Below are 14967 nucleotides of genomic sequence, written 5' to 3'. Positions count from 1 at the left end.
CACCCCTACACGCCGTAAGGTGGGGGTCATGGTTTCCGGTAATTCCCGCGGCGAAGGCGAACGCCGCAGCTCCGGTGAGCTGGAGAGCGAGGTCCTCGCCGCGCTGTGGGCGTCCGAGCGGCCGATGACCCCCACCGAGGTCCAGGCAGACATCGGCGGTCTTGCCTACAACACGGTGCACACCATCCTCAAGCGCCTGTACGACAAGGGCCTGGTCGTGCGCGACGCTGACGGCCGGCGCGGGGCGTACCGCCCGGCCAAGAACGCGGCCCAGCTGACGGCCGAGGTGATGCATCAGGCCCTGGACCGCGGCCCCGACCCCATCGCCGCGCTCCAGCAGTTCGTGACCGGCCTCAGCCCGGCGGAGGAACGGGCCCTGCGGAGCCTGCTCGGTGGGAGTCCGGACGCATGAGGGTCGACGTCTACGTACCACTGGTGCTCGCGGTGCTGCTCGCCGCGTCCGGCCCGCCGGTGGGCCGGCTGCTCGCCCCGGCCTACGCGGCACGGGCTTTGGTGATCACTGGTGGGGTGACGGCAGCGGCCTCGGTGTGGGCGCTGATACTGCTGGGCGGCACGCTCCTGGACGAAACACCGGCAGTGATGGCCGAGGCGCAGGAGAACCGGCTGCACATCCCCGAGCCCGTCCCCGAGGTCGTCTCCGTCTTGGCCATCGCCCTGCTGGTATGGGGCACGTACCGAGCCCACCGGGTCATACGGACCCATCGCGCCACTCTGCGGAACCTGCAGCGACTGCGCGAGACGCACCCCGCGGACAGTGAACTCATCGTCGTCACCTCCCGTACCCCCCAGGCATTCGCGCTGCCCGGCACCGACGGCCGGATCGTGGTCTCTTCGGCCATGCTCGCGGGCCTGGACGCGCACGAGCGCCGAGTACTGCTGGCCCACGAGCGCGCACATCTGAGGCACCGGCACGACCGCCTCCGACTGGTGGCAGACCTCGCAGCTGCCGTCGTCCCGGTCCTCGTACCCCTGCGGGAGACGGTCACCTTCCTGTTGGAGAGGTGGGCGGACGAGGACGCGGCCGAGACCGGCGCCGGACGCGAGATCACCGCCCGGGCGGTAGCCCGCGCCGCCCTGCTCTCCCACCGCAGCCGTCTCTCCTCCGCGCTCCACCTCTCCCAACTGGCCGTCACCCGACGCGTCGCGGCCCTCCAAGCCGCCCCCCTCCCCCGCGCCCGGCTGCTTGCCGTCGCGGTACTCGCCTCGGCGAGCCTCCCCGCCCTCGGAGCCGCGGACGCGACCAGCGACTTCCTCCACTTCCTGGGGAGCGTCCTCACGCCGTAGGCGTGTTGTCCGGACAGTTGGTGACGCGGCTGGCCGGGGTGTGGCCGCTGATTCCGCTGTGCCGGCACGCCGGTGCCCTCACCGTCGATGACGCACCCCACCTCAGGCCACCCCACTGCCTTCGGACGGGCTTCGGTTTCTTGGCTTGGCGCTGTCCGTCCCCTCTCCCTTTGCTGGCGTTGTGTTCACTTCCGGCTGCGTAGCGTTATCGAGGCTTGAAGAACTGAAGCCATGGGAGTTCGCGGCGGCTCTGGCTGACGCATGCCCGTGGTCACCCGACTCGAAGGGACACCCCATGCGGGACCTGCGCCCGTCCATGCAGCACGACGATCCGATCCAGGCGGTGATCGATGACGTACGAACGATCCGCACACCGTTGGCGCGGCCGTTCTTACACTCCTTGCCCGGCGCGCGGGCCACGGTACTGGGCCGCCTGTGGGGGGCGTTCGCCCGCGAGCCACTGCCGGGAATCTCCCACCGGCGGCGCGCAGGCGGCACCTTGACCGTGTCGTTGGGGGGTGGTGGGTCCCTGGTGGGAGACGCGGCCTACGCCGAGCGGTTCGCCGAGGCATCCTCCGGTTTCACCGTGGAAACACCCGCGGGCCCGGTATCGGACCCGACGCGGCTCCTTTCCGCGCTGGGCCTGTCCACCCCCGCGGCCCGCACACTGGCCGCGGAGTTGGCCAACAGCGTGTCCAACCTGGCCCTGGCCCGAGCCGCCGCCGATATCCGCCCCCATGTGGTGCGCGACAGCGTGGATGCCGAGCAGGTCGTGGTCGACGGCCACCCCCAGCACCCGTGCTGCCGGACCCGTACCGGCCTGTCGCCCGCCGAGGTCCTGGCTTACGCGCCCGAGCACCGGCCTGTGATCGATGTGCCCTTGCTGGCCGTTCCCGCCCGCCGGTGGCAGGAAGCCGGTGCGTGGCCGAAGGAACTGCGCGACGGCGACACCGTGCTGGTACCGCTGCATCCCTGGCAGAGTGAGCATGTCCGCCCGCGGTTCGAGGGCCTGTCCTTGTCCGGGAGGTCGGTCAGGGCGCGTCCGCTGATGTCCCTGCGCACTCTCGCTCCTTTGGGCGTGCTGCCGGGCTGCCATGTCAAGACCTCTCTGGACGTGCAGGTGACGAACTACCGGCGCACCATCGCTCCGGCCGAGGTCGCCGACGGCCCCGTGCTGTCCGACCTGGTGGCGGCGGTCGTCGACAAGTCCGGCCACGCGGACCGGCTGAGCGTGCTGCGGGAGCTGGGGGGCGGGGCCGTGCGCGTGGACGGGCGGCCGTGCCCGAGTCTGGCCGCGATGGTGCGGGAGGCGGCCGACCGGTACACGGGCACGGGCGAGATCGCCGTTCCCCTGACCGCCGTATACGCCACCGGCGCCGCCCTGATCACCGGTGACCCGGTGCAGTGGCTCGGGGAGTTCGCGGAACTGGTGCTGCCGCCTGCGCTGACGCTGCTGTCCATGGGCATCGCGCTGGAGGCGCACGGCCAGAACACACTGGTGGTGCTGCGGCAGGGCCGCCCGGTACGCGTGCTGTACCGGGACTTGGACGGTGTGCGGGTGAGCGGACGACGGCTGGCCGCGTGCGGTTTTGAACTGCCGCAGTTGGCCGGGAGCCGCGCGGGGGAGGACGTCTTCGCGCTGCGGGCCAAGCTGTTCGGGGCGCTGCTGAGCGGCGTGTTCGGTGAGCTGGTGGCGGTACTGGCCCGGGCGCGCGGGGCCGACCCGGACACCCTGTGGGCCGTGGTCGCCGGTGTCGCGCGGGGGGTCTTCGGCGCACTGCGGGCCGAAGACGGCGACGAGGAAGCCTTCTTCGCCGGTAGCTGGCCGCTGAAGGCCACCACCGCGATGCGGCTCGCTGACACCCCCGGCACGGCGCAATGGGTGGCCGTGCCGAACCCGGTGGCCCCCCACGTCGGCAGCGCCCGAGCGGAGGGCCGGCGATGACCTCTCCGACGCTCGGCACGCCGGCCGCCGCCACCACCGAGACCGCTACCGACGCCGAGGGCCTCACCGCGGACAGGGTGACCGCTCACACCCTGCTCAACTGCCTCATCCGCGAGGTCTCCGGCCCCGAACACCAGGCAACCGTCGCCGGTGGCCACCTGCTGGTGCGCCTGCCGCGGCGCGGAGTGCTGTTGCGGGTGGCCCTGCGCCGTCTCTCGCTGATCGGCGCTCACCGCTTCAGCGGACCACCCGAGCGCAACGAAGGCCCTGACTGGTCCCCGCTCGGCTCGGACGCGCTGGCCGATCTGATCCACGAGGAACTCGCCCTGCGCACCGGCACGGACAACGAGGAGTTCATCTCCCAGGTTGCCGCCAGCCGTGCCACCATCCGCACCGTTCTGCACGCCCGGCGCGATCACCAGCCGTCTCCTGACACCTATCTCGACTCCGAGCAATCCCTCGTCTACGGGCACCGCTTCCACCCCACCCCCAAGTCCCGTACCGGAGACCCGCGTGAGTGGCTGGAGCACGGGCCGGAAACCGGCGCACGGTTTCCGCTGCGCTATCTCGCCGTACGCCCTGAACTGCTGCGAGCGGAGGGCGACTGCACTGCCCTGGACGGCCTGGGGCCGGTCCGGCCGGACCGCGTGGTCCTGCCCGTCCACCCATGGCAGTACCGGATGCTGTCCGGACACCGTGCCCTGCGTGCGGCGCTGACTCGCGGCGATGTGCACGATCTCGGTGTCGGCGGTCCCCCGGTGGCGCCGACGGCGTCGGTGCGTACCGTGTACGAGCCGGGTGCGGACGTGTTCCTGAAATTCAGTCTGAACGTGCGTCTGACCAACTGTGTGCGGAAGAACTCCGTCTACGAACTCTCCGGCGCCGTCGTCCTGAACGGGGTCGTCCAGCCGGTGTTCGCGGCGTTGCGCGAGCGGTACCCGGGGTGCGCCCTCCTGGGCGAGCCGGGCTATCGCAGTCTCGACCTCGACGGCAGCCGCGACCTCCACGAGGGGTTCGGGTTGATCGTGCGCGAGGGCTTCGGCCGGCTGTTGCCGCCCGGTGTCACCCCGCTGCTGGCCGCCGCCGTGGCCGACGAGTACCCCAACAGCCCGGCGCACATCTCCCGTCTCCTCGCCCGTCGGGGAACCGACCCGCTCGCCTGGTGGGACGCCTACCTCGGGCTGCTGCTGCCTCCGGTGCTGGCCGCGTACTTCGAGCACGGCGTCGTCCTGGAGCCGCATCTGCAGAACGTGCTCGTCGGCGTGAGCCCGGACGGCATGCCCACGCACATCCTTTTCCGCGACCTGGAAGGCACCAAGCTCGTCCCCGAACGCCACCAACAGACGCTGGAGGCGCTGGACGAGGAGGTACGCGATCCGCTGACCTACAGCGCCGCCCGCGGCTGGGACCGTGTCGCGTACTGCCTGCTGGTCAACCACGTCGCGGAGATGGCCGGTGCGCTGGCCGACACCGCGCCCGCGCTGGAGGCGGCCCTGTGGGGGCTGGTCCACGACCACATCGCGGCCTACGCGGCCGACGCGGGCAACCCACCGCGGCTCAGGGCCCTGCTGTCCGGGGTACCGCTGCCCGCCAAAGCCAACCTCATGCTGCGCTGGGCCCGCCAGCCCGACCGTCATGCCACCTACGTACCGCTGCCCAGCCCCCTGTCCGACGACTTCACCCGGCAGGTGACGCGATGAAGCCACACCTGGAAGACCACCTGCGCCACCTCCCCCACGACGAACTACCGGCGTACGTCTATGACTTGTCCGGCCTGCGACGGCACGCCCAGGCGATCCGGGATGCGCTGCCCGAGCGGGTGGAGTTGTTCTACGCGGCCAAGGCAAATCCCGATCCCCGGCTGCTTGAGGTCCTGCGGGACGTCGTCGACGGCTTCGAGGTCGCCTCGGGCGGCGAGCTCCGGCATACCCGAGAGGTGCTGCCCGGTGCCCGCCTCGCCTTCGGCGGGCCGGGCAAGGCGGCGGCCGAGCTGGCACAGGCCCTGGAACCCGGGGTGGAAAGGCTGCATGTGGAGAGCGAGCACGAGCTGCGGATGCTCTGTGCACTCGCCGCGGGCCGCTCCGTAGAAGTGCTTCTGCGCGTCAATCTGCCCATCGGCCTGGGCGACGTGCCGCTGGCGATGGGCGGAAGGCCCAGCCCCTTCGGTATCGACCCCACCTGCCTGGACGCCTGTCTGCGGCTCCTCGCCGCCCACCCCGGCATCCAGCTGCGAGGCGTGCACGCCCACTTGGCCTCCGGCCTGGACGCTACGGAACAGCTGCGGGTCATCGAGCACCTCCTCACCTGGGCCGCACAGTGGGCCCGGGCCCGGGGGATCCCGTTGGACGAAGTCAACGTCGGGGGAGGAATGGGCGTCGACTACGCCGATCCCCACCGTCTCTTCGACTGGCGGGCTTTCGGCACCGGGCTGCTCCGCATCCTGGACGACCACCCCGGGCTGACGGTGCGCATCGAACCGGGCCGGTCGGTGAGCGCGTACTGCGGCTGGTACGTGACACAGGTACTCGACGTCAAGCACAGCCAGGGCGAGGCGTTCGCCGTGCTGGCAGGCGGCACCCACCATCTGCGTACCCCAGCCGCCAAGAACCACGACCAGCCCTTCGAAATCCTGGCCACCGACGTGTGGCCGTGGGCGTGGGAACGGCCGGCCGTCGCCGGGGAGCCGGTGACGCTGGTGGGGCAGTTGTGCACGCCGAAGGACGTCCTGGCCCGGCGGGCACCCGTCGGCCGGCTGCGGGCGGGCGACCGCGTGGCATTCGCGATGGCCGGAGCGTACGCCTGGAACATCTCCCACCACGACTTCCTCATGCACCCGGCACCCGGGTTCCACTACCTGGACGCCGCTTCCCCCGATTCCGCACGCACAGCTTGCGAGACGCTCCAGCCCGCCGTGAGCCCCCAGCCGTCCAGGGGAGGCAGCGTTGTCCAGCACGGCGGCTGACGCACCGCAAGCGGAGGCACCGCCCCCCGGCCGACCCGCGCAGCATGCCCTGCGCGTCCGCGTCTTCCGCCGGTACGTGGCCGGCCAGTTGGTGTCCAACACCGGCACGTGGATGCAAAGGGCTGCGCAGGATTGGCTGGTCCTCCAGCTCACCGGACACAGCGGAACCGCCGTCGGCATCGTGACCGCACTGCAGTTCCTCCCCCAGAGCCTGCTCGGCCTGTGGGGCGGGGTCATCGCCGACCGCTACCCCAAACGCACGCTGCTGCTCACCACCCAGAGCCTCATGGCCGGTCAGGCCCTGCTCCTGGGAGTACTGACGCTCGGCGACACCGTGCGCATCTGGCACGTGCACGCCCTGGCCCTGGCCCTTGGGGTGGCCACTGCCCTGGACGGACCGGCGCGCAACGCCTTCATCGGCGAGTTGGTCGGCCGTGAACGGCTGCCCAGCGCGGTCAGCGTGAACGCAGCACAGTTCAACGCCGCCCGTATTCTCGGGCCCGCAGCCGCCGGGGTGACCATCGCCGCTGTCGGCAATGGCTGGGTCTTCCTGCTGAATGCCGTGTCGTACGCGGCGGTCCTTGCCGGGCTGGCAACGATGCGGCCCCGCGAGCTCACCTCTGCTCCCCGCCGCGCGGCGAAGGACGTGCGGCTGACCGACGCAGTGCGGCACATCCGCACGACCCCCGTGCTGCGCCGCACGCTCCTCCTGACCGCCGTCATCGGCACGTTCGGCCTGAATTTCCAAGTGACGGTCTCCCTCATGGCCACCACCGAATTCCACACCGGCGCAGCAGCCTTCGGTGCGCTGTCCTCCGCCTATGCCGCGGGCAGTCTGCTCGGGGCACTGCGGGGCGCGGGCCGCCGCCGCCCGCCCTCACTGCGGCTGCTCGTGGGGTGGGCCGCGACGTTCGGTCTGCTCGAAACCGCAACCGGCGTCATGCCCACTCCCCTCGCGTGTGCCGTCGTGCTGGTTCCGACCGGTGCCGCCGCCGTCCTGGTGACCACCACGGCCAACACGCTCGTCCAGCTCACCACAGCCCCAGACATGCGCGGGCGCGTGCTGTCCGTCTACTTCCTCGTCCTCCTCGGTGGCACCCCCCTCGGCGCCCCCCTGATCGGCTGGATCGCCCAGACCTTCGGCGCCCGGTACGGACTCGTCCTCGGCGGCACGGCCGCCCTGCTGGCAAGCGGGACCGCCGCGGCGTCCGTGACATCCACTCACCCGAAAGGGGAAGCCTCCCGTGATCCCGTCACCGCCGGTCCGGGCGATGTGTGACCCTGCGGACATGCGGGTGCTGCTCATCGAAGACGACAATGCCATCGCCGAGCCCCTTGCCGAGGGCTTGCGCCGCTACGGCTTCGCGATCGACCGCGTCGGCACCGGAGCGGCCGCCCTCGCCGCACCGGCGCCCGACATGGTCCTGCTCGACCTCGGGCTGCCCGACATGGACGGCATCGACGTCTGCCGTACCCTGCGAGGCCGCTCCCGCGTCCCCATCATCATGATCACCGCACGGGGCGACGAGACCGACCGCGTAGTGGGGCTCGAACTGGGCGCCGACGACTACCTCTCCAAACCCTTCGGAATCAGGGAACTCGTGGCCCGCATGCGCGCCGTGACCCGCCGTGCCCGACTGACCGACACGATCTCCCCCGGCATGCCCGCCACCGGCGAGACGGCGCCAAACGGCAGCACACCGCAACGCCTCGGAGACCTCCTCATCGACCGGCGGACCAGAAAAGTCCACGTCGCAGGCGCACAAGTCGCGCTGGCCCCGAAGGAGTTCGACCTCCTCACTCTCCTCGCCGAGGACCCCGGCGCCGTCTACTCGCGCCAGCACATCCTCGACACCGTCTGGGACCCCAACTACTTCGGCCCCAGCAAGACCCTCGATGTGCACATCGCTGCCCTGCGCCGCAAACTGGGCAACCCCACCTGGATCGAGACTGTCCGCGGAGTCGGCTTCCGGCTGACCGTTTCCGCCGACGGAGGGGATCACCCCCGGTGATCCACCGCATCCTGCTCAGCTATCTCACGCTCACCCTGCTCGTCCTGCTGACCCTGGAGATTCCCTTCGGCATCCTCTACGCCCGCAGCCAGACCTCCGCGCTCACCACCACTCTCGAACGCGACGCCGTCGTCCTGGCCGAACTCGCCGACGAGTACATCGAGAACGCAGACACCCGCGCCCTGCCCCACCTGCTGCGCAGCTACATCCGAGGCAACAACATCCAGGCCGTCGTCGTCGACCGTCACGGCACCGTCCTCGCCGCCACCCCGACGGACGTGCCCGTCACCGCACAGCACCTGGCCGGCGCACCGGACATCATCGCCGCACTGCACAACCACCCCTCCAACGGCGTCCGACACCACTCCCGCTCCGGCGAGGACGACCGCTACACCACCGTGCCCGCCGCCTCCGGGCCCACCGTCCGTGGAGCCATCCGCATCAGCGCGCCGACCCGCGGCACCACGGAACGCATCCACACCGCCTGGGCCCTGCTGGCCGGCGCCGGGCTCGCCGTTCTCGCCGCCATGACCGTGATAGGTCTCGCCCTCGCCCGTTGGACCACCCTGCCGGTACGCGAGCTCGAACACGCCACCGCCCAGCTCGCAGACGGCACTCTGACGAAACCACCCGCAGCCGACATCGGACCGCTCGAACTCCGGCGCCTCGCCACCACCTTCAACCACACCGCCACGCGCCTGCAGCACCTCCTCCGCGCCCAGCACCGATTCGCCGCCGACGCCTCCCACCAGCTCAAGACGCCACTGACCGCGCTCCGCCTCCGGCTGGAGAACCTCGAACCCGACATCCGACCCGACGCCCGGCACCACCTCGACCACGCCATCGCCGAAACCGACCGACTCGTCCGCATGGTGCACGGACTCCTCGCCCTCGCCCGCCTGGAAGAAGACCCCACTGCGCCCACCCCCGTAGACGCCGACGCCATCCTGAACGACCGAGTCGAGACCTGGTCCGCCTTCTCCGCCGACCACGACGTCACCCTCAGCCTGACCGGCGAACCCGTCGGCCGCGTCCAAGCCGTTCCCGGAGCGCTGGAACAGATCCTCGACAACCTCCTGGCCAACGCGCTGCGCGCCACACCTCCAGGAAGCACCGTTACCGTGCACCGCATCCCGGCCCGCGCCCCGTACCACCGGACCGCCGCACCTGTGGAACTGCACATCATCGACCAAGGCCCCGGCATGACCGCCCTCGATCGCGAACGCGCCTTCGACCGCTTCTGGCGCGCACCCAACACGCCCCCCGGTGGCACCGGACTCGGCCTGACCATCGCCCGCCAACTCGCCCAAGCCAGCGGCGGCACCATCGAACTCCACCCCCACTCCACCGGCGGCCTCGACGCGGTAATCCACCTACGCCCTGACCCACCGCTACACCGCGCCCGGTAGCAGCTGTGAAGGAGTGAGGCCACCTGCATCAAGATGCCTCGTCGTCGCAGGTACCAGCGGGTCCGGCGGTTGCTGTAGGCCCTGTCGGCGCTCACGCTGTCCGGTGCGCTGCACGGGCGCCCCGGCCCGAGTCGGGGCACCCGGATGCGCTCCATGACCGGCTCGAGCTGTTCGGAGTCCGAGGCGGCCTCACCCCCAACGAGCGGTGGCAGCGCACCCACTTCGACGGCACATGGCTCGACACCCGGGCACCATCCGCCAGCCCTGCGGCACCGGGAAGGCACTCAGGCAGCACCGCGCGCTCAAGGAACGCTGCTCGCCCTGCCTCGCCGCGGACCCGCGCCGCCGGCTGGACGCCGAGCACGCGCACCCGGACGGCGGGACGGCGTCGGGCGCGCATCTGCACCGGCTGCTCCGCGAGGAGCCGTGCGAGCCGTGTCAGTCGGCGTTCGTGGCGGCGGTTCCGGCGCTCGGGCTATCAGCAGCCGCGTTTGGGGCACGGCGGCATACCCGGGGCCGTTTCGAGTCTGATCGGCGTGCGGTCCACCGAAGTGGGAGATCGCACCCGTTTCCAGTGGCCTGAGGTGCCGCCTGCGCAGACCATGGAATGGAGCCCTGGTTTCCCTATCAGCGATTAGCAGAAGTAGGTGATCAGTCGTGGACAGCGCCCCTCCGGACACGTCCCGTCCGCTCGCTCTCGACGAAGTGGCGCGGCTGGCCGACCAGCCCGCTACGGAGAGCCAACCGGAGAATGTCCGACGTGCTCTTGCGACGCGCCGAACAATGATCACGCTCCCGAGCAGTGAGCACCTGCTGGTTGAGCAAGGGGGGAGCATGGCTCTACCTGAAGGAGCCTTCGTCGGGTTGCCGCTGGAATCGACCGAACTTCACGAATTCGGCTCACTCAAAGCACCCAAGGAGCTACTGTCGTCGTACTGCCCACCTTGGCAACCCCTCCTTGACTACCCCCGCTCTGCCGGAGAAGCCTCGCAGACAACACTCAGCCGGATGAACGGCTCACCCGTTATCGGAACCGCAGACGGGCTTTACGGAGAGTTTGCTCCTCGGCAGGCCTACTATCCAACCGGCTTTCCGTTTGTGTGCATTGGTAAGGTATTCTCGTATAGCGATGTCAGCCTGCCCACGTGGGATCACGCGGCGGTGGGCTTCCTCGTCGGTCCGCGCACCGTGATGACTGTCTCTCACGTACTCCCCTGGGGTTCTACAAACGCCAAGGTGCAGTTCGCTGCCGGGTATTACGACGGGACATCGAGCGTTGGCCCCGGCGCATGGTCGTGGGCAACCTCTATGCACGGCTATGCCGGGCAGAGTGTCACAGCACATGACATGGCGATACTTCGCCTCAGCGACCCTTTGGGGAACTGGCTGGGATACTTCGGTTCCCATCCGTATGACAGCGCAATGCAGGGTGGCGCCTACTGGAATATGGCCGGTTACCCGAGCGACATCTTCTCTGGAGAGCGTCCGAGCTGGCAAGGCGGCATTACCGTCCGCGATGACGACGAGGACGGAGACGGTCAGGAAATTGAGCACCATGGCGACGGCCAGCCGGGAGCCTCGGGAGCGCCGTTCTGGGGCAGATGGGATGACCATCGGCTAGCGATTGGTACCGAAACCGGATACGAAAAGGTCAGCGGGCCCTTGGGCATCGGCGGCGAGGACAACAACATCGCGGCTGGCGGACCGGCGTTTGGGGGCCTTGTCCAATACGGCCGCGACAACTGGCCGTGATCAAGCTTCACCGGCCACTGACGAACATCAACGGCGCGAGCCCGTCAAGTAGTTGGCGAACATCTCCCGGGGCCAAGCGGGCTCGCGTACTTCGCCGCCCGGCCCCATCTCGTGGAAGTGCGGAGCAAGGTCGTAGACCAGGATACCGTCGACCACATTTCCGAGCCGTGTGGACCGGGACAAGCCGGGCTCCAAGATGCACGTCCTGTCGGACGCGAACGGAGTGCCCTGGTCGTCGGCATCTTGGCCGGCAACACCCACGACAGCGAAGGCCTGAAGACCATGGTGCGGTGTCGGGTCACCAAACGAGACACAACCCGGATCGCGGCTGCTTCTTCAAAAAGCCCGGACGCCTGCATGGGGGCAAAGCATATGGCCGCCCAGACCTGTGGAATTGGCTACGCAGCAAGCGCATCGGAGTCCGAATCACCGAAAGGCATCGAGTGCAGCGAGCGACTCCCATTTGGCCCGCCCGAGCAGGTGCTGCATGCCGTCCGGGGCGCTCTCTCCGGCCCACTCTGCGATGGTCCAGCAGTTTTTGCGCGGCAGGTCCGACAGCAGCCCGAGCACCAACCGCCCGACCCGACGTCGGGGTTCGACCCGTGCGAACCGGCCCGCGATCTGGGCCATCAGGTCCTCGAACGCCTCCTGCCAGCGGGCAGGGTCTACGCTGTGACCTGCGGCCACCGCGTGATCCTCAGTCTTCACACACCGATGATCAACGGTGGCCGCACCCGTCTCCACAGCGCGTCAGGGTCGCGCAGCGTCTGTCTGCCGTCATGTGTCTGGAGGACTTGTGCAACGTGGCGAAGTCTGGTGGGTCCAGTTCGACGAGCGGAGGTTGGTCGTACTGCTGTCGGGAGACGACACGTCCGGGATCCGGGTGATGCAGGTTGTCGCTCCGGCGGGCGTCGACATCAGCGGTCTGGGCATCGAAGTGACGGTCGGCGCCGGTGAAGGACTGCCGTTCGAAGGCGTGCTGCGGCTCGCGTTCCCGCGTCCAGGCTTCACCCCGTGCACGTGGCTGACCACTGTGTCCCGGGACGACCTGATAGAGCGGGCGGCCGTCCTGTCCTCCGTGAAGCTCAGCGAGATTGACGACACCCTCCGACTCGCTGAACAAGCGCAGGAGCGGACCCCGGCCACGACCGCGAAGCTCAGCGGGATAAGGGATGCCCTCCGTCTCGGTGAACTCGGGTAGACGGAGAAGGAGCCGACGCCCGCGACGGCGTGGGCGATCTCGGGCGAGATGATCGACACTGGCCACCTGCTGCCTCGGCGCCCCTCACCACCGAGATGACGATCTACGGCTGGAGTACTAGACGGGCAAAACACCTTCACCCTCGGCACACCGCACAGCGTAGGGTCCGGGATCGGAATTTCGTTCTTCTGCGTCGCGGCTACAGGCTTCGACACTCCTGTGCCCCCATCGGCTATGACTATCACTGCCGGTGGTGGCGACTTCACGACCTGATTGTTCCGGGCACCAGTGTCTCCGCGAGACGCACGGCGGCCGGGCAAGTGCTCACGCTGCACCCCGCGGCCAGTCGTCCAGGCCCCGTACGTCGACCACCGGCCGGTGGCGCGGCAGCCACTCCGGCTCACACTCGTCGAAAAGCGTCTCGACGAACAGCGGCTGCTGCCCGGCGCTCTCCAGCGCGGCGCAGGGGGCGCGGCGTCTACCGGTGGTGGTCCTGGTTCTAGCCCCCTTTGTCCGTGATGACTGGATCGAGGTCCAGCATTACCCCGACACGGACAGCGACGCCTTCACCGTGATCCCCATCGGCAGCCTCTGCTCCGCCTTGGCTGATCCCAGCGTCCGGTACGAAGGCGACGACTGGGGCGTCGGCGTCGGTTGCACCTTCACCTTCGCCGGACTGACCATCCGGCGTGGCGGCTGGAGCCACCCCTGGGGCAGCCGCCTGAACGTCGACTGACGGCCACCGAAAGGGCTGGCCCCTGGGCCGGTCATGCCGCGACCGCCTGGGGGCGCTCGACCATGCGGCCGCGTTCGAAGCGGGCTCCCGCACGGACGAGGGCGACGAGATGGGGCGCGTTCACCGCCCGCCATCGGTGCTGGGCGGACTCGATGAGCTTGAACACCATGGCCAGGGCCGCGGTGCGAGAGCCGGCCCCGCGGGTGACCTTGTGCGCAGGCGGACGGTGGCGAAGGTGGACTCGATGGGATTCGTGGTCCGCAAGTGGATCCAGTGTTCGGCGGGGAAGTCGAAGAGCGCCAGCAGCTCAGCCTCGCCGTCGGTGATCTTCTTGACGGCCCTGGGGAACTTCGCGCCGTAGAGCTGGGCGAACGTCTTGATCGCCTGCACCGCGAGGCTGTGGTCCTCGGCGTTGTAGATGTCCTGAAGCGCCTTGCGGGCGCGTCGGGCTGGGCCGACTTCGGCAGAGCGTTGAGCACGTTGGCGGTTTTGTGAACCCAGCACCTCTGATGCCGGAAGGCGGGGAAGACCTCAGCCAGGGCCGTCCAGAAGCCGAGAGCGCCGTCGTCGACCGCCAGGACCGGGGCGCGCATCCCTCGGCGTACGCAGTCGCGCAGCAGGTCCGCCCAGGACTCGCCGGATTCACGTAGCCGTCTTTGAGTGCGACCAGTTCCTTGCTGCCGTCGGCGCGCACCCCGACGAGGACGAGTACGCAGGCTTTGGCCTCTTCCAGGCGGACGATGAGGTGGATGCCGTCGGCCCATACATACACGTAGTCGACTTCGGACAGGTCGCGGTCGGTCCATGAAGGCGGTGTGGTCGGCCTGCCACTGTTGGGTGAGGCGGTTGACGGTGGCCGAGGAGAGCCCGGCCGCGGCGCCGAGGAACTGCTCCAGTGCCGGGACGAAATCGCCCGAGGACAGGCGTGCAAATAGAGCAGCGGCAGCCGTCTTCCCCCCGGGCTCGAGTGGGCGTGCCGCTGGGCGTGCTGTGCCACACCGCTGTCGTGCCGTTCGCCGTCGGCCGCGAGGGCGGCAGCCGGCCCTCCCCCATTGTCGGACGGCCGGCTTCACTCGCCGTGAGGGCACTCGGTTCTCTGCCTGGTCGCCGGATACGGCCGTCTGCCGCTCCTCGCCGGTGGCCCGCGCCCGCATGCCCGTATGTCAGCCGGCGTCGAGCCCTGTGAGGGTTCCCGCGCCGTGGCCGGTCGTCGTGCGCGTGCTGCCGAAGCCGGCCCACGCCGGGCGGACGGTTCAGCGGATCATTCGGCGCACGAGCCCCCAAGGGTGGTCATGGCGCGACTGACCTCGTCGGGTGTCATGGGGGGTTCGGGCAGGGGGTGGGCCTTGTCGGCGCGGAAGGCGTCGAGCGTGAGGCCGAGGTGGCGGCGCCAGGCGTTGGGCGCAATGGTCCGGGTGGCCTGGATGATGCGGGGGACCAGATGAGGAAGGCGAGGTCCTCGGGGGTGGCGTCGTCGCGCAGCGTGCCCTGTTCCTGGGCACGGGCGAAGATCTCGCAGGCTAGGTGTGCTGTCCCGGGACGTTGGTGACAGGCGACATGCCTTGAGTGGTCCTTGAAAGAGGCGAGGGCCTTCTGGCTCGGTGTGGATTGCGACATCTACCGCCGAGTGCAGGAGGCCCTCGTG

11 protein-coding genes and 2 pseudogenes are annotated in these 14967 nt (G+C 69.6%); 11 read left to right on the top strand and 2 right to left on the bottom strand.

Annotated elements, in window-relative coordinates; genetic code table 11:
* The first annotated feature begins 28 nt into the window (after positions 1-28).
* The 9 genes from V2J85_RS29910 to V2J85_RS29865 all read left to right on the top strand — a co-directional run bounded on the left by V2J85_RS29910 (position 29) and on the right by V2J85_RS29865 (position 11385).
* Entirely contained in the window at positions 29-412 is a 384-nt protein-coding gene (locus V2J85_RS29910; protein ID WP_330823294.1) for a BlaI/MecI/CopY family transcriptional regulator, read from the top strand.
* The gene (locus tag V2J85_RS29905) at positions 409-1305 is read left to right on the top strand and encodes a M56 family metallopeptidase (protein WP_330823293.1); all 897 of its coding nucleotides are present in this window, start codon (positions 409-411) and stop codon (positions 1303-1305) included. The genes V2J85_RS29910 and V2J85_RS29905 overlap by 4 nt, the downstream gene beginning before the upstream one ends.
* Positions 1306-1837: 532 nt before the next feature.
* Positions 1838-3250, top strand: a complete 1413-nt coding sequence (locus V2J85_RS29900; protein WP_330823292.1) for an IucA/IucC family protein — start codon at positions 1838-1840, stop codon at positions 3248-3250.
* The gene (locus tag V2J85_RS29895; RefSeq protein ID WP_330823291.1) at positions 3247-4950 is read left to right on the top strand and encodes an IucA/IucC family protein; all 1704 of its coding nucleotides are present in this window, start codon (positions 3247-3249) and stop codon (positions 4948-4950) included. The genes V2J85_RS29900 and V2J85_RS29895 overlap by 4 nt, the downstream gene beginning before the upstream one ends.
* Positions 4947-6212 (top strand): type III PLP-dependent enzyme, encoded by a 1266-nt coding sequence (locus V2J85_RS29890; RefSeq protein ID WP_261953964.1) that lies wholly within the window; start codon positions 4947-4949, stop codon positions 6210-6212. The genes V2J85_RS29895 and V2J85_RS29890 overlap by 4 nt, the downstream gene beginning before the upstream one ends.
* A complete protein-coding gene (locus tag V2J85_RS29885) occupies positions 6193-7491 on the top strand; it encodes an MFS transporter (RefSeq protein ID WP_261953963.1) in 1299 nt (432 codons plus the stop codon). Before V2J85_RS29890 ends, V2J85_RS29885 begins: the two co-directional genes overlap by 20 nt.
* Before the next feature lie 10 nt (positions 7492-7501).
* The gene (locus V2J85_RS29880; protein WP_261953962.1) at positions 7502-8224 is read left to right on the top strand and encodes a response regulator transcription factor; all 723 of its coding nucleotides are present in this window, start codon (positions 7502-7504) and stop codon (positions 8222-8224) included.
* Positions 8221-9633 carry a sensor histidine kinase gene (locus V2J85_RS29875; protein WP_330823290.1) on the top strand — a complete coding sequence of 471 codons (1413 nt, stop codon included), beginning with the start codon at positions 8221-8223 and terminating at the stop codon, positions 9631-9633. The genes V2J85_RS29880 and V2J85_RS29875 overlap by 4 nt, the downstream gene beginning before the upstream one ends.
* Before the next feature lie 834 nt (positions 9634-10467).
* Positions 10468-11385 carry a trypsin-like serine peptidase gene (locus V2J85_RS29865; protein ID WP_261953960.1) on the top strand — a complete coding sequence of 306 codons (918 nt, stop codon included), beginning with the start codon at positions 10468-10470 and terminating at the stop codon, positions 11383-11385.
* 429 nt (positions 11386-11814) lie between these two features.
* Here the strand turns inward: V2J85_RS29865 and V2J85_RS29850 are convergent.
* Positions 11815-12015, bottom strand: a pseudogene (locus V2J85_RS29850) (IS701 family transposase); the annotation flags it as partial.
* Between the two features lie 166 nt (positions 12016-12181).
* Here V2J85_RS29850 and V2J85_RS29845 point away from each other — a divergent pair.
* Together V2J85_RS29845 and V2J85_RS29840 are read left to right on the top strand one after the other, a co-directional pair.
* Positions 12182-12586 carry a type II toxin-antitoxin system PemK/MazF family toxin gene (locus V2J85_RS29845; protein WP_330823288.1) on the top strand — a complete coding sequence of 135 codons (405 nt, stop codon included), beginning with the start codon at positions 12182-12184 and terminating at the stop codon, positions 12584-12586.
* A 484-nt stretch (positions 12587-13070) separates the two neighbouring features.
* The gene (locus V2J85_RS29840; RefSeq protein ID WP_330823287.1) at positions 13071-13322 is read left to right on the top strand and encodes a hypothetical protein; all 252 of its coding nucleotides are present in this window, start codon (positions 13071-13073) and stop codon (positions 13320-13322) included.
* Between the two features lie 31 nt (positions 13323-13353).
* Here the strand turns inward: V2J85_RS29840 and V2J85_RS29835 are convergent.
* Positions 13354-14268 (bottom strand): annotated as a pseudogene (locus V2J85_RS29835) (IS256 family transposase); the annotation flags it as partial.
* Positions 14269-14967: the final 699 nt, after the last annotated feature.

It is taken from the genome of Streptomyces bugieae, assembly GCF_036352915.1.
In the GTDB taxonomy this organism is placed as follows: Bacteria; Actinomycetota; Actinomycetes; order Streptomycetales; family Streptomycetaceae; genus Streptomyces; species Streptomyces endophytica.
The sequence above is the reverse complement of the archived record's forward strand: the minus strand, read 5'-3'. Positions and strand labels throughout refer to the sequence as shown.